This is a genomic window from Phenylobacterium sp., from assembly GCF_030651185.1.
Taxonomy (GTDB): domain Bacteria; phylum Pseudomonadota; class Alphaproteobacteria; order Caulobacterales; family Caulobacteraceae; genus Phenylobacterium.
In genome coordinates this window covers 21,925-38,444 of record NZ_JAUSCJ010000013.1, presented here as the reverse complement: position 1 = coordinate 38,444, position 16,520 = coordinate 21,925, and the positions used below count along the sequence as shown (strand labels likewise).

The 16,520-nt window shown below is 67.2% G+C and carries 14 protein-coding genes; 2 read left to right on the top strand and 12 right to left on the bottom strand.

What is annotated here, in order from left to right:
- Position 1: 1 nt before the first annotated feature.
- The 10 genes from Q7J39_RS05255 to Q7J39_RS05210 all read right to left on the bottom strand — a co-directional run bounded on the left by Q7J39_RS05255 (position 2) and on the right by Q7J39_RS05210 (position 10,627).
- Complete coding sequence (locus Q7J39_RS05255) at positions 2–523, bottom strand: nuclear transport factor 2 family protein (protein WP_304821164.1); 522 nt, start codon at positions 521–523, stop codon at positions 2–4.
- Positions 520–948 (bottom strand): nuclear transport factor 2 family protein, encoded by a 429-nt coding sequence (locus tag Q7J39_RS05250; protein WP_304821161.1) that lies wholly within the window; start codon positions 946–948, stop codon positions 520–522. Before Q7J39_RS05250 ends, Q7J39_RS05255 begins: the two co-directional genes overlap by 4 nt.
- A complete protein-coding gene (locus tag Q7J39_RS05245) occupies positions 945–2,165 on the bottom strand; it encodes an acetyl-CoA acetyltransferase (RefSeq protein WP_304821159.1) in 1,221 nt (406 codons plus the stop codon). The genes Q7J39_RS05250 and Q7J39_RS05245 overlap by 4 nt, the downstream gene beginning before the upstream one ends.
- A 70-nt stretch (positions 2,166–2,235) precedes the next feature.
- On the bottom strand, positions 2,236–3,294 hold the full coding sequence (locus Q7J39_RS05240) for an SO2930 family diheme c-type cytochrome (protein WP_304821157.1): 1,059 nt from the start codon (positions 3,292–3,294) through the stop codon (positions 2,236–2,238).
- Positions 3,291–4,514, bottom strand: coding sequence for a parallel beta-helix domain-containing protein (locus Q7J39_RS05235; protein WP_304821155.1), 1,224 nt, complete (start codon positions 4,512–4,514; stop codon positions 3,291–3,293). The genes Q7J39_RS05240 and Q7J39_RS05235 overlap by 4 nt, the downstream gene beginning before the upstream one ends.
- Before the next feature lie 104 nt (positions 4,515–4,618).
- A complete protein-coding gene (locus Q7J39_RS05230; RefSeq protein WP_304821153.1) occupies positions 4,619–5,362 on the bottom strand; it encodes an aminoacyl--tRNA ligase-related protein in 744 nt (247 codons plus the stop codon).
- 213 nt (positions 5,363–5,575) lie between these two features.
- Positions 5,576–6,787, bottom strand: coding sequence for an acyl-CoA dehydrogenase family protein (locus Q7J39_RS05225; RefSeq protein ID WP_304821151.1), 1,212 nt, complete (start codon positions 6,785–6,787; stop codon positions 5,576–5,578).
- 95 nt (positions 6,788–6,882) lie between these two features.
- Positions 6,883–8,100: a glycolate oxidase subunit GlcF gene (gene glcF / locus Q7J39_RS05220; protein ID WP_304821149.1), complete on the bottom strand. Its 1,218-nt coding sequence runs from the start codon at positions 8,098–8,100 to the stop codon at positions 6,883–6,885.
- Entirely contained in the window at positions 8,101–9,150 is a 1,050-nt protein-coding gene (glcE, locus tag Q7J39_RS05215) for a glycolate oxidase subunit GlcE (RefSeq protein WP_304821147.1), read from the bottom strand. It lies immediately after the preceding gene.
- Complete coding sequence (locus tag Q7J39_RS05210) at positions 9,128–10,627, bottom strand: FAD-linked oxidase C-terminal domain-containing protein (RefSeq protein WP_304821145.1); 1,500 nt, start codon at positions 10,625–10,627, stop codon at positions 9,128–9,130. The genes glcE and Q7J39_RS05210 overlap by 23 nt, the downstream gene beginning before the upstream one ends.
- A gap of 121 nt (positions 10,628–10,748) precedes the next feature.
- Between Q7J39_RS05210 and Q7J39_RS05205 the strand changes: the two genes are divergently transcribed.
- On the top strand, positions 10,749–11,519 hold the full coding sequence (locus Q7J39_RS05205) for an SDR family NAD(P)-dependent oxidoreductase (protein WP_304821143.1): 771 nt from the start codon (positions 10,749–10,751) through the stop codon (positions 11,517–11,519).
- Between the two features lie 13 nt (positions 11,520–11,532).
- A complete protein-coding gene (locus Q7J39_RS05200) occupies positions 11,533–12,261 on the top strand; it encodes a dienelactone hydrolase family protein (RefSeq protein ID WP_304821141.1) in 729 nt (242 codons plus the stop codon).
- A gap of 67 nt (positions 12,262–12,328) precedes the next feature.
- On the opposite strand, the gene Q7J39_RS05195 is transcribed toward Q7J39_RS05200, so the two are convergent.
- Positions 12,329–14,860 carry a TonB-dependent receptor gene (locus Q7J39_RS05195; protein ID WP_304821139.1) on the bottom strand — a complete coding sequence of 844 codons (2,532 nt, stop codon included), beginning with the start codon at positions 14,858–14,860 and terminating at the stop codon, positions 12,329–12,331.
- Between the two features lie 396 nt (positions 14,861–15,256).
- Positions 15,257–16,513 carry a cytochrome P450 gene (locus Q7J39_RS05190; protein WP_304821137.1) on the bottom strand — a complete coding sequence of 419 codons (1,257 nt, stop codon included), beginning with the start codon at positions 16,511–16,513 and terminating at the stop codon, positions 15,257–15,259.
- Positions 16,514–16,520 lie beyond the last annotated feature (7 nt).

Sequence of the window (16,520 nt, the reverse complement as noted above, 5' to 3'; positions counted from 1 at the left end):
ATCAGGCGCCGTAGATCAGGTCATCGGGGGTCTTGCGGCCCCGCACCAGCACCGTGGCGTCGGGCGCGATGATGCCGCGGCCCCAGGTCTCGGCCATCGGCATCTCGTGATTCCACTCCCAGACCATGCGGCGCGTGGCGATGCGCCAGGTTCCGCCCCGCTTCTCAAACTGGTCGACGGCGCGGGCCAGGGTCAGGGTGTCGAACTTCTCGCCGTCCTTCTTCAGTCGGGCGAAGGCCAGGATGTGGCTCTCCACGTGGGCGCTGTCACCATCGAGGGCGATCAGGACGTTGGTGGTGGTGTGGGTCATGATCCCGCCGCGCGGCAGGATCGGCGCGATGCTCTCGATATAGGCGGTGGCCGAACCGTTGAACGTGCCGCCGTGATCCTCGGTGGCGTCGTCGTGATAGCAGGCCTTCAGCAGGGGGATGTCGGCGCGGTCCACGGCGCGGCAATAGCTGGCCAGCACCTCGGTGATCGCCTGCTTGTCCAGCAGAGCCTGGATCTCGGGCGCGTGGCTCACAGGGCCACCCGGTCGATCAGGGCGTCCACCCAGGCCGAGCGCGGATGGCCGGTCTTCTGGGCCTCCATCACCCCTATGTCGACATAGTCGCGCCAGCCGATGATCAGGCCGTCCTTGAACTCGATCACGCCGGCATAGGGCGCGGCCACCAGGCCGCCGTCCTTGGCGAGGTATTCGTCCACGCCCTCCACGAACAGCCGGTCGCCGTTCTCGGCATAGTCGAAGATCCGCCAGCGGACCTCGCTGATCTGGCTCTTGAAGTTCTCCAGGAACTTCCGAGCCTTGACCTTGCCCTTCAGCGGCGGGGCGACGCTGGCGGCGTAGTGCCAGACGATGTCCTCGTGCATGTGGGCCAGGGCCCCGTCCACGTCGCCTTCCGACCAGCGGGCGATCAGGGCCTTCATGGTGGCGAGTTTGGCGCTCAAAGGCCCACCACCAGGCTAACCGTGGTGGTGGTGGAGCCGCCGATGTTCAGGGTCTGGACGGTTTTCGCCCCCTCCACCTGATAGTCGCCGGCCTTGCCGGTCACCTGCTTGTAGGCGTCCAGGGTCATGCGCACCCCGGTGGCGCCCACCGGGTGGCCGCCCCCGATCAGGCCACCGGAGGGATTGATCGGCAGCCGGCCGCCGATCTCGATGGAACCGTCCTCCACCGCCTTCCAGGCTTCGCCCGGCGCGGTCAGGCCCAGGTGCTCGATGGCCATGTATTCGGTGGTGGTGAAGCAGTCGTGGGTCTCGACGGCGTGGAGTTGGCTGATGTCGTCGATCCCGGCCCGGGCGCGGGCCTCGTCGATGGCGCGCTTCACCTGCGGGAAGACATAGGGGCCGCCAGCGCTGGCGCGCACCTTGCGGTCATAGCTGATGGGGGCGGAGCGGTGGCCCCAGCCCTTGATCTGCGGCAGGCTTTCCAGGGGCAGGCCGCGCTTGTCGGCATAGGCCTTGGCCGCCTTCTCCGAGGCCAGGAACACCACGGCAGAGCCATCGGTCACCTGGCCGCAGTCGTTCTTGCGGATCATGCCCTCGACGACCGGGTTGGCCTCGTCATCAGCGGTGAAGCTCTTGTCGTTGAAGGCCCACTGACGGGTCTGGGCATTGGGGTTCTTGCGGCCGTTGGCGAAGTTGATCTCCGCGATCCGCATCAGGTGCTCGTACTTCAGGCCCCAGCGGCGGTCGTATTCCTCGCCCAGGTCGGAGAAGGCCTTGGGCCAGAGGTAGGTGGCGTCCTGGAACTCGTGCCCGGCCCAGGCCGCGGCGCCCAGGTTCTGGGCCGCCTGCTGGCCCGAAACGTTGCGCATCATCTCCAGGCCGACGACGCAGGCGGTGTCATAGCGGCCGGCCTCGATCTCGGCGGTGGCCGCCAGGATCGCGACGCTGCCCGAGGCGCAGGCCGCCTCGTGGCGGGACGTCGGCATGCCGTCGAAGTCGGGATGCACCAGGCCGAAGAACCCGCCCAGCAGGCCTTGCCCTGCGAACAGGTCGCCGACGAAGTTGCCGACGTGGCCGGTGTCGATGTCCTTGGGTTCCAGGTCCACGGCCGCCAGGCCCTCACCCACCACCTCGGCGAAGGCGTCGGCGAAGTCCATCTGCTGGCGCGCCCAGTTCTTCGAGAAGTCGCTCTGCCAGCCGCCCAGGATGTAGACCATGACCTTTGTTTCCTCTTGGGGCGCTCTTGCCGTCGCCCTGCAGCGACAAGAGGCGTCCCCGGGTTGGGTGTCAACGCGAAGCCGGAAGGCTCCGCAGATAGTCGGCGACCAGGGCCACGCCGTCCTCATCCACCAGGGATCGGCCCAGCTCCGGCATCATCACGCCCGGTTCGCGGGACTTCATGCGGTGCAGGAGGATTGAGGTTTCGGGACGTCCCGGATCGATATCGAATTCGAGGCCGCCGGATCCGCGCCCGGCTGCCACCGGCCGCCGGCGGACCCCCAGCTTGGCGGGGTCGGTCTCCTCCAGGTGCAGGAAGAGGCCGGAGTTGCTCGCCATGCCTTCGGGGTTGTGGCAGTGGCCGCAATTGCCGTCGAGATAGGCCCGCGCACGGTCGGCCAGGGGCTCGGCCGCGTCGTTCCAGATCGCCGTGCGGGGCGCGATCCTAGGGTCCGGGGCGCCGGTCAGCAGGCCGGCCCTTGTCCAATGCGCCAGCTGGTTCTCGCGCCTCGGGCCATAGGCCAGGTCGCCGTTCAGGTTGCGGGCCTTGGGGCCGATGGGCGCCAGTTCGCCGGATAGCGAATGGCACTCCTTGCACTGGTTGGTGTTGGGGACCGCATAGTCGATGGTCAGCGGCTTGCCGGCGTGATCGATCACCGAGACCGGCAGCCGCGCCCCGGCGCGCTTCAGCACCGCCTGGGTCTGCTCGGGGTTCCAGACATAGGTTAGAGCCACCCAGCCCTGGGGCTTGTGGATCATCAGGCGGGTCTCGATGAGCCGCACCCGATCCCCAGGTTTCCGCAGGTCGGCGGGATAGGCGAAGGTCTTCACCAGGGTCGCCCCCACCGGGAAGGCGAAGGCGCCTGTCGCGGCATAGGTCGCCTGGGTGCCTGGCGGCAGAAACAGGAAGCGGGACTTTTCCGAATGGTCGCTGAACAGCGGCGTGTTCAGGGCATAGGGGGTCAGGCCGGCGTTGGGCGCCCGCGCGCCCTGGTCGGTGAACAGCCGGTAGGTGTCCAGGCTCGGCGCCGGGGTGTCGGCCAGCAGAGCGTCCAGCGCCACGGGTGCGGGCTCGGGCGCCGCACCCAGCGACAGGACCGCCGCCAGCAGAGCGGCGAGACGCATCATTTGGCGGGCTTGTCCTGATCGGCCGGCAGCACCACGGCGGCCCGCTCCGGCAGGCCCGGCGATCCCAGGCTCGCGGTGACCGTCGGCTTGGCGGCCTCCACCTCGCCCGCCTTGGGCAGGTTCAGGTTCAGAACGGGGCCGTCCTTCAGGTACAGGCGCGGGGCGGGTCCGCCGTAGCCGGCATAGGTGGTGACGCCGTCCCAGAGGATCGGAGGCAGAGACCCTCCGGTCGCCGCGGCGAGCATCTTGCCGCCGGGCAGGCCGGGCAGCCAGCCGTTGCGCCCCAGCCTGTTGTCCCGCACCACGATGTCCCGGGGCAGGGGGTTGTAGCTCTTGTCGTCGAAGCTGCGGCTGAAGCTCACCAGCATCACCGCGCTGGTCTGGTTGCCGGAGATGTCGTTGTCGAACACGTGGACGTCGCGGTTGGCCATCAGCATGACGCCCACCCCCACCGGCACATTGGCCACGATATTGCCCTTGGGCGCGAAGTTGGCGGTGTCGTTGTCCACCACCTGGTTGCGGAAGATCCGCGTCGAGTGGCCGCCCATCACGGGCAGGCCTGGCAGGTCGAACACCAGGATGCCGCCGGTATTGTGGGTGGCGACATTGTCGAACACATCGGCGTCGGTGGAGTTCTCGATCTCGATGCCGGCGACGTTGAACTCCGCCCGGCTGTTGCGGACGATGATGTTCTTCGACTGGCCGACATAGATTCCGGCGTCGGACGCGCCGCGCACGGTGACCTTGTCGATCAGCACATTGGTCGATGCGACCGGGTAAACGCCATAGGCGCCGTTGGTCTCCTTGGGGCCGCCGGTCCACTCCACCGTGACGCTGACGAAGCTGATGCGGTCGGCGCCCTTGGACTTGATGCCGTCGCCCTTGCTGTCCTGCAGGGTCAGGTCGCGCACCGTGACGCCGTCCGAGGTGATCAGCAGACCCTCGCCCGCCCCCTTCTGACCCGCGAAGGACAGCACCGTCTTGCCTTGGCCCGCACCCGTCACGGTCACACTGTCGACGTCGAGGGACAGACCGTCGGTGAAGGCGAACGTTCCGGCGTCCAGGGCCACGGTATCGCCGGGCTTGGCGTCCAGCAGGGCGGACTGCACTCGCTCCTGCGCGTCCGCGCCGGGGGCGACCCTGAGCGTCGCCGCCTGAGCCGACGACGCAAGGGCGCCGGCCAATACGCAGGCGAGCACGAACTGATTTGAAGCGGCCATTGACGTCCTCCACCCGTGGCGCTCTTGCGGCGCCGTTCCTTGATACGGACCATGCGGGAAGGAGGACGCCTTGTCAGGCCTGACCTAAGGTCAGTCAGCGAAGGTTATCGCCCGTCCGCCACGCCCCAATTGTAGACGCAGCGGTCCAGGCCGATGGCGATCTCCAGCACCAGCACCGCCACCTCGCGCACCTCACCGCCCTTGGTGGCGAACCGGGCCGCCTGCGGGAAGTCGGTGCGTCGGGAGATGGAGCAGACCTCCATCCACTTGTCGCTGTTGTCGACCTCCACATCCATGGTCACCTGGGAATAGGCCGGCAGGCGGTCGGACGGCACGATGCGGGTGGGCAGCCGCACCATGGCCTCGATCATCCGGCGCACCGGCTCCAGGCTGGCGGCGTGGTAGTCGTTGGCGGTGTCGACCGTGTAGGCGCACTGGAACTCCATCTGCCAGAATTCCTTGAGCCGCATGTGCTTGCTCACCTGGTCCTGCTCGCGCCGGAACGACTTGCCGGCCTGCCAGACACACAGCGGCATGCGCACCTTGGCGTGGCTGTTCAGCAGGTGGGCCATGTAAGCGTAGGTCGAGGGCGTGGTCTCCGGCCGCAGGACCAACTGGGCCTCGCCCAGGCGTTCGATGAAGAAGATGTCCTCCGGCCCATAGGCCTCCGACACCATCTCGCGCGGCGTCAGCTGCGGCGCCTCCACCCGGCGGATGTCCCAGGCGGGGTTGGCGTTCGTCAGGAAGGCCGAAATCTCGGCGGTGAAGTGGGCCTGCATCATGTCGCGCAGGCGGATCTCACGGTCGGTCCAGTGGACCAACCCATTGGATTGATAAAGGGAAAGCACGGTGGCTCCTCCGAATAGATTTGGGAATGTCAGGCGGTGGTTTCACGTCCCCGGAGCGCCCGGGAACGGCTGCGCCTGATCCCGCGGTCTATCCGAAGACGCGCAGACCTCGGCCGCCGCGGGCGTTCAGCACGCTCCGCAGGTCGGTCAATGCAACAGTGGCGGTCGAGGCGGCCATGGCCCCGCCTTAGCGGCGAGGCCCCAGGCGGTCAATCAGTAGGTGTGGATGTTGGTGTCGGGCAGACCCAGGATCCGCTTGGAGATGATGTTGTTCTGGATCTCGTAGGAGCCGCCCGCGATCGTCCCGGACTTCACCCGCAGGAAGGCTCTAGCTGCGGCCAGCTCCTCGGCGCTGAACTCGTCTCCGGCCCAGGCCAGGCCGTTATAGCCCATGGCCTCCACCACCATCTCGGCGTGGTTCACATTGATGCTCGAGCTGGCGTTCTTCATGATCGAGGTCGCCGCGGAGGGCCCGCTCTGATTGCGCGCTTCCAGGGCCACCCGGGCGTTGGTGAGCTGATAGGCCCGGGCGTTCATGTCCTGCTCGATCAGCCGGGTGCGGAAGTCGCGGTCGGCCAGCCGGCCGCTGTCGTCCACGCCGATGTATTTCTTGGCGATCTCCCGCAGCGCCGCCGGATTGTTCCGCGCCGGCGCCCCGCCGCCGCCCGACAGCCCGTTGCGCTCGTGCTGCAGCAGCCGCTTGCCCACCGTCCAACCGCCGTTGAGCGGCCCCACCAGGTTCTCCTTGGGCACCTTCACATCGGTGAAGAAGGTCTCGCAGAACGGCGACGACCCGGAGATCAGCAGGATCGGCCGCGGCTCGACGCCGGGCGTCTTCATGTCGATCAGCAGGAAGCTGATCCCCTCATGCTTCTTGCTGGGATCGGTCCGCGTCAGGCAGAAGCACCAGTCGGCGTACTGAGCGCCAGAAGTCCATATTTTTGAACCATTTACGAGGAAATGATCACCCTTGTCCTGAGCTTTTGTCTGCAGGGAGGCGAGGTCAGATCCAGAGCCCGGCTCGGAGTAGCCCTGACACCAGCGCAGCTCGCCGCGGACGATGGGCGGGATGTGGCGCTGCTTCTGTTCCTCGGTGCCGTATTCCAGCAGGGTGGGGCCGAACATCATCACCCCCATGCCGCCGATGGGGTTCCAGGCGCCGATGGCGGCCATCTCCTCGCGCAGCACGCGGGCCTCGGAGCTGTTCAAGCCGCCGCCGCCGTACTCTGACGGCCAGGTGGGAACGCCCCAGCCCTTGGCGCCCATCCGCTCCTTCCAGAGCTTGTAGTCGCCCTCGACGGGGACCGGCGCCTCGGCGGCGGCAATGTCGCTGCGGTTCTTCAGGGAGGGGGGGAAGTTCTCCGCCAGCCAGGTCTTGGCTTCGCTGCGGAAAGCGTCGAGATCGGCGCCGCCAAAATCAGCCATGGTCGTTTCCCTAAATGTCTTTGCGCCGACGTGGTCGAGCCCGCCCGCTTATGGCGACATGAGACTGCCGCTGGGGCAGGCTGTCAACGCCATGCTCAGGGCCGCGTGACCTCGTCCACCGCCTCCAGCCAGTGCCGCACCGGGGCGGTGGAGTCGGGCGCCAGGTGCATCCAGCAGCCGATATTGGCGGTGTAGATGGCGGCCGGCTGGTGGGCGTTGAGGGTGCTGAGCTTGGCGGCCTTCAGCTTGCCCGACATCTCCGGCTGCAGCAGCGAATAGGCGCCGGCCGAGCCGCAGCAGATGTGGCTGTCGGCCACCGGCTGGGGCTCGTAGCCCAGGCTCGCCAGCAGCGTCCCGATGCGGCCGGTCAGGCGCAGGCCATGCTGCAGGGTGCAGGGCTCATGGACGGCGATGCGGGGCTCGGCGGGCGCGCGTCGGGCCGCGAGGTCGGCCACCGACAGCAGCTGGATGGGGTCGCGCACCAGGGCGGCCACCACCCGGGCCTTTTCGGCATAGGCCGGGTCGTCGCGCAGGACGTCTGGATAGTCCTTGATGAAGGCCGCGCAGCCGCTGGAATTGACCACCACGGCCTCGGCGCCGGCCTCGATGTCGGGCCACCAGGCGTCGATATTGGCCCGCGCGGCGGCGGCGCCCTCGTGCGGTGCGTCCAGGTGGAAGCTGACAGCGCCACAGCAGCCGGCGCGGGGCGCCTCCACCAGGCTCACCCCCAGACGGTCGAATACCCGGGCGGTGACGGCGTTGAAGTGCGGGGCGGCCGCTGACTGGGCGCAGCCGGTGAGCATCAGCATCCGCCGGACGTGGTGCGGGGCGGGACGCAGGCCAGGGGCGATGCGCGGCGTGACCTTGGCCTTCAGGGCCTTGGGAAGCAGCGGGCTCACCAGGCGGCCCACCGCCAGGGCCGCGCCCAGCAGGGCCGCCGAGCGGGTCACCCGCCGGATCACGCCGCGCGCCAGCCGCTCGGTCCAGGGCCGGCCCACCTGATCGACGACCGCCTCTCGCCCGATGTCGTAGAGCCGGTGGTACTGGACGCCGGAGGGGCAGGTGGTCTCGCAGGCTCGGCAGCTCAGGCAGCGGTCGAGGTGCTTGAGCGTCGTCTGGCTGACCGGCTGGCCCTCCAGGGCCTGCTTCAGCAGGTAGATGCGGCCGCGCGGGCCATCCAGCTCGTCGCCGGTGATCTGGTAGGTGGGGCAGGTGGCGTTGCACATGCCGCAGTGGACGCAGGCGCGCAGGGCCTGGGCGGCGATGTCGCCGCCGCTGCTCCCAGCCAGCGGACCCTGGATGACCGTCTTCATCTAGAGCCCTTCATACATGGCGCCGGGATTGAAGATCCCCGCCGGGTCCAGGGCGGCCTTCACGCGGCGGTGCAGGTTGAAGACGCCGGGGGCAAGCGGCTGGAAAACCTGGTCATTATCTGCCTGGCCTCGGAACAGGGTGGCGTGGCCGCCGAGCCGCGCGGCATGGCCCCAGACGCCTGGATCGACGCTGTCGGCGGCGAGCCAGCGCTGGCCGCCGGCCCAGTCCCAGGCGGTGGTCTCGAAGCTTTCCGCCGGGCCGGTGGGCGGCAGGGACACGCGCCACAGGACCGGCTCCTGGAAGACCGGATGGGTCATGTGGCGGATCGCGGCCCAGGTCTCCAGCGGCTCGTCCTCGCCCCCGAGTTCGGCCTTGGTCGCCGCGACGCCAGCCTCGCCACCGGAGAGCCGCAGGTGCAGGCGTTGGCCATCGTGGAAGGCGCCCGACAGGGGCAGGGGGCGGCCCATCAGGCCGGTCACCCAGGTCCGCGCCGCCTCGCCCGCCATCTCGAAGACCAGGGCCCGTTCTGTCCGCGGCCGAGGCGTCACCCGCAGGGAGACCTCCAGGATCGGCCCGAAACAGCCCAGCGATCCGGCCATCAGCCGGAAGGCGTCGAAGCCGGCGACGTTCTTGAACACCGTGCCCCCGAAGCGAAGCACCTCGCCCTGCGGGTTCATCAGGCGGGCGCCCAGCACATAGTCGCGCAGCGGCCCCACGAAGGGCCGGCGCGGCCCCGACAGCCCCGTGGCCACCGCGCCACCCAGGGTGCCGGCCGAACCGAACACCGGCGGCTCGAAGGCCAGCATCTGGTTCTCGGCCGCCAGCAGGGCCTCGATCTCGATGATCGGCGTTCCCGCTCGCGCGGTGATCACCAGTTCGCTGGGGTCGTAATCCACCACGCCGTGGTGTCCGGCCAGCGACAGCGCGGCGCCGTCCACCTTGCGGCCATAGAGGCCCCGCGTCCCGCCGCCCTCCAGGCGCAGGGGACCTCCCGCGCGGACGCGCTCGGCGAGGCTCTCGGTAAGGTCAGAACCGGGGGAGGTGCGCAAAGGGCAGTTCCCCGTTGTGGATGTGCATGCCGCCGAACTCTGCGCAGCGGGCCAGGGTCGGGATGGCCTTGCCGGGATTGAGCAGGCCCTTGGGATCGAAGGCGGCTTTCAGGGCGTGGAAGGCGTCGATCTCGGCGCTGCTGAACTGCACGCACATCTGGTTGATCTTCTCGCGGCCCACGCCGTGCTCGCCGGTGATGGTGCCGCCCACGGAGACGCAGAGCTCCAGGATCGCCCCGCCCAGGGCATCGGCGGCGTCCTGGTCGCCGTCCTTGGCCGCGTCGTAGAGGATCAGGGGGTGCAGGTTGCCGTCGCCGGCGTGGAAGACGTTGGCCACCGCCAGGCCGTGGACCTCCGACAGCCGGGTGATCTCCGTGAGAACATTGGGCAGGGCCCGCCTGGGGATGGTGCCGTCCATGCAGTAATAGTCCGGCGCGATCCGCCCCACGGCTGGGAAAGCCCCCTTGCGCCCGGCCCAGAACCGCTTGCGCTCGTCCTCGTCGCGGGCCTGGCGGACCTCGGTGGCGCCGCAGCTCGAGAGCAGGGCCGAGACCCGGGCGATCTCCTCGGCCACGTCCGGGCCGGCGCCGTCCAGTTCGCAGAGCAGGATGGCCGCGGCGTCCTTGGGGTAACCCGCCATGGCGAAGTCCTCGGCGGCGCGCAGGGCCGGGCCGTCCATCATCTCCAGGCCGGCGGGCACGATGCCTTCGGCCATGATCTCGGCGACGGCCTGGGCGGCCACCTCCACATTGTCGAAGGCGGCCAGCAGGACCTGGGTGGTCTCGGGCACGGGCGTCAGCTTGACGGTGATCTCGGTGACCACCCCCAACAGGCCCTCGGACCCGGTCATCAGAGCCATCAGGTCGAACCCCGGCGCGTCATAGGCGTCGGAGCCGAGGTGCAGCACCTCGCCCTCCAGGGTCACCATCTCCAGCTTCAGCAGGTTGTGCACCGTCAGGCCGTATTTCAGGCAGTGCACCCCTCCGGCGTTCTCCGCGACATTGCCGCCGATGGAGCAGGCGATCTGGGATGAGGGGTCCGGGGCGTAGAACAGGCCCAGATGCGCCACGGCCTCGGAGATCGCCAGATTGCGCACGCCGGGCTGGACCCGCGCGGTGCGGGCCTGGGCGTCGATCTCCAGGATGCGGCTGAACTTGGCCAGGCTCAGCAGCACGCAGCCGGGATAGGGCAGGGCGCCGCCCGACAGGCCCGTGCCCGCGCCGCGCGCCACGACGGGCGCCCCCAGGTCGGAGCACACCCTCAGGATCGCCTGCACCTGCGCCACGGTCTCTGGCAGGGCGACGACGGCGGGGAGGGAGCGGTAGGCGGCCAGGCCATCGGTCTCGTAGGGCCGCAGAGCCTCGATCTGGGTCTTGAGGTTTTCGGGCGGCAGCAGGGGCTTCAGCGCCGCGATCAGGCGCGCGGGATCGACGGGCGGGAAATCGGCGTCGAGGCGGGCGTCGAACTGATCGAGCATCACCCTTCTTGGTCCGGGCGCCGCGGGGGCGTCAATCACTTGAAGCGCCGGCATCAGAAAGACCTCGCGGCTCCGCCCGCCCGCGCTAGAAAGGTCGCAACAAACCAAACGGGAGACGACCATGGATCTTCAACTCAAGGGCAAGACGGCGGTGGTCACCGGCGCGACGCGGGGCATCGGCCGGGCGATCGCCGAGCTGTTCGCCGAAGAGGGCGCCAATGTCGCCATCTGCGCCCGCAACGCCGACCAGGTGGCCGAGACGGTCGCGGCCCTGCAGGCCAAGGGCGTCAGCGCCTGGGGCGAGGTCGTCGACATCGCCGACGGTCCGGCCCTAAAGGCCTTCGTCACCAAGGCCGGCGAAACCCTGAGCGGCATCGATATCCTGGTGTCCAACGCCAGCGCGCTTGTTCAAGGCGCCAAGGAGGCGGACTGGAAGGCGATGTTCGACATCGACCTGATGGGCGCCGTCAACGCCTTCGAGGCCGCCAGGCCGTTCCTGGAAAAGGCCGCCGAGGACAAGGGCGACGCCTGCATGGTGATCACCTCCTCGGTGTCGGCGGCGGAGGCCTCCAGCGCCTCGGCCTATGGCGCCATGAAGGCCGCCCAGATCCACTACGCCAAGGGCCTGGCCAAGGAAGGCGCGGCCAAGCACGTCCGCTGCAACGTGGTCTCGCCGGGCACCGTCTTCTTCGAGGGCGGCGTCTGGGGCAATGTGAAGGCGGGCATGCCGGCCTTCTTCGACCAGATGATCAAGCGCAACCCCACCGGCCGCATGGCGACCCCTGAGGAGGTGGCGGCCGCCACGGTCTTCCTGGCCAGCCCGCGCTCGGCCTTCACCACGGGCATCAACATGCTGGTGGACGGCGCCATCAGCGCCCGCGTCAACTTCTAGGGGCAGGGGCGCCATGATCGAACAGACCCTCGAGATCGCCACCGCGCACGGTGCGACCACCACCTTCATCGTCCATCCCGAGCGGGACGGGCCGCACCCGGTGATCCTGTTCTACATGGACGCCCCGGCCATCCGCGAGGAACTGCGCGACATGGCGCGGCGCCTGGCCAGCTCCGGCTACTATGTGGTCCTGCCCAACCTCTATTACCGGGCCGGCGTCCTGGAACTGGCGGGCTTCGCCACCGAGGCGGACCGCAAGACGATGTTCGACCTGATGGCCTCCATCAACATCGGCCTGATCATGTCAGACACCAAGGCGCTGCTGGCCCACATCGACACCGATCCGGCCGCCAGCAAGGGCCCTATGGGGGCGGTCGGCTACTGCATGAGCGGCCAGTACGCCATCAACGCGGCGGCCTACTATCCGGACAAGGTGAAGGCGGCGGCCTCGATCTACGGTGTCTCCCTGGTCACCGACGCCCACGACAGTCCCCACCTGGCCGCCCAGAAGGTCCAAGGCGAGGTCTATTTCGCCTGCGCCGAGATCGACCCCTATGCGCCGCTGGAAATGGTCGAGGCCCTCAGCCAGTCGGTCACCGCCAACCAGGTCAAGGGCGAGGTGGAGATCTATCCCGGCGTCCACCACGGCTTCGCCTTCCCGCAGCGCGCCGCCTACGACAAGCCCGCGGCCGAGCGCCACTGGGAACGCCTGCTGGCGCTGTTCAAGCGCAATCTGGCCTAGCCTTGGCTCACGAAAAAGGGCGGCGCCGAAATCGGCGCCGCCCCAATTGTCGTTCCCAGTCCGCGGCTTAGAAGCGGTATTGCACTTCCACGCCGTAGGTGCGCGGGAAGTTCAGCTTCTGCGTCTGGCGTTGGTTGCCGCTGGAGGACGGCGAGCCGATGGTCGAGCTCTGGATCGCCACCTCGTCGGTCAAGTTCTTGACATAGCCGATGATGGTGAAGCGGTCCGCGGCGTCCTTCCACAGGGCCCGCACATCCGCCACCGTGTTGGAAGGCGAAGTGTAGCCGTCCTGGGCGAAGATCGTGACCTGCTGGTCGCCGGTATAGGTGGCCGTGGCGCCGAGCGTCAGGCTGCCCGCGTCGAAGTCGAAGGTGTAGTTGGCGCCCAGGTTGAACTTATTCTCAGGCGTCAGCGGCAGGTGATTGCCCACCAGGGTCTGCGGACGGCTGCCATTGGGCAAGACCACGCCGGTGGGACGTGCGCCGGCCTTCAGGGCCTTCGCATCGGCCGTATCGACGAAGCAGCAGCCCGTTTGCAGTTCGGTGTTCAGATAAGCGTAGCTGCCGAAGATCGAGAGGTTTTCGATCGGCGCCCACTGCGCTTCAAGTTCCAGGCCCCAGTTGATGGAGTCGAGGTTCAGGAACTGCGTGCCCGTAGAGCCGGTCGTCGAGTTCAGCACCACGGTGAGCGGAGCCTGGAAGCCCTTGTAGTCGGCGTAGAAGATCGACGAGTTCACCTGAACGCGACCACCGAAGGTCTTTTTCAGTCCGATCTCGTAGTTGTCCACGTATTCCGGATCGGCATAGGGGGACGGCGAGAGACCATTCGACGCGATCCAACCCCCGGACTTGTAGCCGCGGCTGTAGCGGGCGTAGCCGTTGGTGTCGGAGTCCGGCTGCCACTGCAGGCCGATCGTGCCAGACCAGGCCTGGTAGTCGGCCGCCATATCGCGGACCAGGCCGCCGGTCGCGACTTGGGTCAGGTTCGAATAGAGGGGATTGGCCGCGCAGCTGGCGATGGTCGGGCCGCCGCAGACAACGAAGGTGGTGAAGTCGACAGCGATATCGCCGGCGGCGACGAGCGGCACGCCGCCTGACCGCAGCACGGTCGTGGTGGTCGGGCTGCGCGAGACATAGCGCGCGAAGTCCGTGCCGGTCTTGTCGTCGGTGGTGTAGCGCAGGCCGGCTTGGAGGGTAAGGGTGTCGGACAGCTTGTATTCGACCTGGGCGAAGGCGGCGTAGGAGTCGACCGTCAGGGTGCCGTCAACCAGCAGATAGTTGCCGTTCGGATTGGGCGCCGCCAAGCCGCCAGTGGCCAGATTGATCGGGTTCTGAACGGTCGGATCGCCCAAGACGCGCAGGCCCTGCGGCTGCGAGTACTCCTGGTGGTACTGATAGATGCCGCCGATCCAGGACAGCGGGCCATCGCTGTTGGAGGACAGGTTGATCTCGTTCGACCACCACTTCTGCTTCTCCTGGTAGAAGAAGCGCTCGCGCGGCGAGACGTTGCTGGCGGTGTAGGCGCCGAACGGCGTCACCGAGGAGACGTTGAACAGGCCCGCTCGTGAAGATCGATCTTCGTCGCCATTGGTGTTGTAGACATAGGCTTGATAGCCCGCGATGTATTTCAGGGAAGCCCAGCCCAGATCCCAGGTCATGTCGAAGTTCAGACGGTGGTGATCGGAGAGTTTGCCCTCCATGGTGTCGTTCATCGCGATAGTATAGGGATCGGCGGTCGAGGGATTGACGCCGGCGAAGCCCAAGGTCGGGTTGTAGTAGAGGGCCGAGTTGCCCAGACCGACGACCGAAGTGGTGTCGTAGGGGCTCACCACGGCTTCGTGGATGTTGCCCACGCCGTAGCTGTCGTCCCAGTCGATCTTTCGGTAGCTGAGGCGGGCGGTGATGTTCTCACCGAGGTCAGCTTCGATCTGAGCGTCGATCAAGTAGCGCTTTACGGCGCTAGTGTCCCCGCCCGGCCCATTGTTGTGAATATAGCCTTCATCGCGGCGTTCAAGCGAGCCGCCGATCGAGTAGCGCAGGCCGTCGGTGATCGGGCCGCGCAGCAGGGCTTGGGTCGTCCAGGTCCCGTAATTGCCGACCGAGGCGCGAACTTCGCCGTTGAAGATGTCCGTGGGGCGCTTGGAGATGATGTTCATGGCGCCGCCGATGGAGTTCCGGCCGTAAAGCGTACCCTGCGGGCCGCGCAGGATTTCCGTCCGCTCGATGAACAGCGACGGAGTCGAGGCGTCCGACATCGAGTTGGAGAAGATACCGTCCGAATACAGGGCCACCGACGGGTCGGTGCCGATGGAGTTGGTCAGGCGTCCGAAACCGCGGATCGAGATCCGGTCATTGTTGGTGTAGGCCATGCTGGGGCTGACGCGCGCCAGGTCCTCGACAGTGGCGACGCCCAGAAGGTCGCGCTTTTCACTGGTGTAGGCGGTGATCGCCACCGGCACGTCCTGCAGGCTGGCTTCACGCTTTTCAGCGGTGACCACCAGTTCCTCGATCATGAACGGAGCGGCGCCCGCTTGCGCCATGGCCGAACCGGCCGAAGCCAGGGCGACGGCGGAGACGCCTGCAACCAGCGCGCTCCGCATAAGCAGAGAATTCCTCATCCTAGTACCTCCCAACGCGTCCGGAGCTCTTGTACGGCTCTCGGCGGCAATACTGCGAGATAGCAGACTCGAACGGCGTTCGGATAGAGGTCAATTTCTCAACGAATTCAATGTTACACTTGACCTTGGGTAATGCTGATGCACGTCATCAGGTGAAAATTGACCATATAATTGCGCGAGCATGTCAATAAAACGCCGTTATACCAACCTTCACCTAGGTCAACCTGTATTCCGAAAGAACGACGTTACTCGGATATCGCGCCGCAACCCCAATGTGGGCATGGGATTTCCGCGAGTTTGACCGCAACGAGAAAACGCCGCCCCCCTTTCCGGAGAGCGGCGCCTCTATTCGACGATACTGTCAGTATGTGGGGGTGATCAGTAACGGGTGGGAATGACCACCTTCATGCTCTCGTAGCCCTTCACGAAGCTGGAATAGACCCGCTTCGGCTCGGACACGACCTGGATATCGGGGAAGCGGGCCAGGATTTCCTCCCAGATGATCTTCAGTTGCAGTTCGGCCAGGCGGTTGCCGACGCAGCGGTGGATGCCGAAGCCGAAGGAGATGTGCTGGCGGGGGCGTTCGCGGTCGATGATGTAGGCGTTCGGGTTGGCGATCACCTCATCGTCGCGGTTGCCCGAGACGTACCACATGACGACCTTGTCGCCCTTCTTGATGGTTTTGCCGCCCAGTTCGAAGTCCCGGGTGGCGATGCGACGCATATGGGCCAGCGGCGTCTGCCAGCGGATGGTCTCGGAGACCATCGACGGGATCAGGGACGGATTGGCGCGCAGCTTGGCGTATTGGTCGGGGTTCTGGTTCAGCGCCAGGACCGAGCCGGAAATGGTGTTCCGCGTGGTGTCGTTGCCGCCGACCGTCAGCAGCACGATGTTGCCGAAGTACTCGCGGGGCGACATGTCCCGGGTGGCCTCGCCGTGGGCCAGCATGGAGATCAGGTCGCCGGCGGGCGGGGCGTTGACCCGGTCGTTCCACAGCTTGGTGAAGTAGGCGTGGTACTCGACGAAGATCTCCATCTTCTGCTCGATGGTGTCGATCAGGCCCTGGCCCGGCGCCGCGGTGACCACGTCCGACCAGTAGGTCAGCTTGCGGCGATCTTCCTGCGGCATGTCGAACAGGGTCGCCAGGGTCATGGCGGTCAGTTCCATGGAGACCTTGTCGACCCAGTCGAACTCCTCGCCGATCGGCAGGCTGTCGAGGATCTTGGCGGCGCGCTCGCGGATCAGCGGCTCAAGGATGGCCAGGTTGTGGGGCGAGACCACCGGGCTGACGGTCTTGCGCTGCACGTCGTGCTTGGGCGGGTCCATGGCGATGAACATGGGCAGGGGGCCTTCGCCGCCGTCCTGGTTGGCGATGGTGATGCCGCCCTCGGAGGAGAAGGCCTCGTGGTTGGTGTCCACGGTCATGATGTCGTTGTACTTGGTGATCGACCAGTACGGGCCGAACTCATGCTCGGCGGTGTAGTGGACCGGGTCCTCCTTGCGCAGGCGCTCGAAGAGGGCCCAGTGCGCGTCCTGGCGGAACAGTTCCGGCTGGGCCGGGTCGAGCAGCTCCAGGGGGGTCGCATAGACCTTTGCGCGCGCGTCGCTGTTCAGGTCGATTGATCCGTCGCTCATGTCGTTT

Coding starts and splice junctions, on each gene's coding strand:
- Q7J39_RS05245 (WP_304821159.1), bottom strand. CDS start 2,165: ATGGTCTACATCCTGGGCGGCTGGCAGAGCGACTTCTCGAAGAACTGG.
- Q7J39_RS05225 (WP_304821151.1), bottom strand. CDS start 6,787: ATGGCTGATTTTGGCGGCGCCGATCTCGACGCTTTCCGCAGCGAAGCC.
- Q7J39_RS05210 (WP_304821145.1), bottom strand. CDS start 10,627: ATGCTCGATCAGTTCGACGCCCGCCTCGACGCCGATTTCCCGCCCGTC.
- Q7J39_RS05240 (WP_304821157.1), bottom strand. CDS start 3,294: ATGATGCGTCTCGCCGCTCTGCTGGCGGCGGTCCTGTCGCTGGGTGCG.
- Q7J39_RS05200 (WP_304821141.1), top strand. CDS start 11,533: ATGATCGAACAGACCCTCGAGATCGCCACCGCGCACGGTGCGACCACC.
- Q7J39_RS05235 (WP_304821155.1), bottom strand. CDS start 4,514: ATGGCCGCTTCAAATCAGTTCGTGCTCGCCTGCGTATTGGCCGGCGCC.
- Q7J39_RS05205 (WP_304821143.1), top strand. CDS start 10,749: ATGGATCTTCAACTCAAGGGCAAGACGGCGGTGGTCACCGGCGCGACG.
- glcF (WP_304821149.1), bottom strand. CDS start 8,100: ATGAAGACGGTCATCCAGGGTCCGCTGGCTGGGAGCAGCGGCGGCGAC.
- Q7J39_RS05195 (WP_304821139.1), bottom strand. CDS start 14,860: ATGCGGAGCGCGCTGGTTGCAGGCGTCTCCGCCGTCGCCCTGGCTTCG.
- Q7J39_RS05190 (WP_304821137.1), bottom strand. CDS start 16,513: ATGAGCGACGGATCAATCGACCTGAACAGCGACGCGCGCGCAAAGGTC.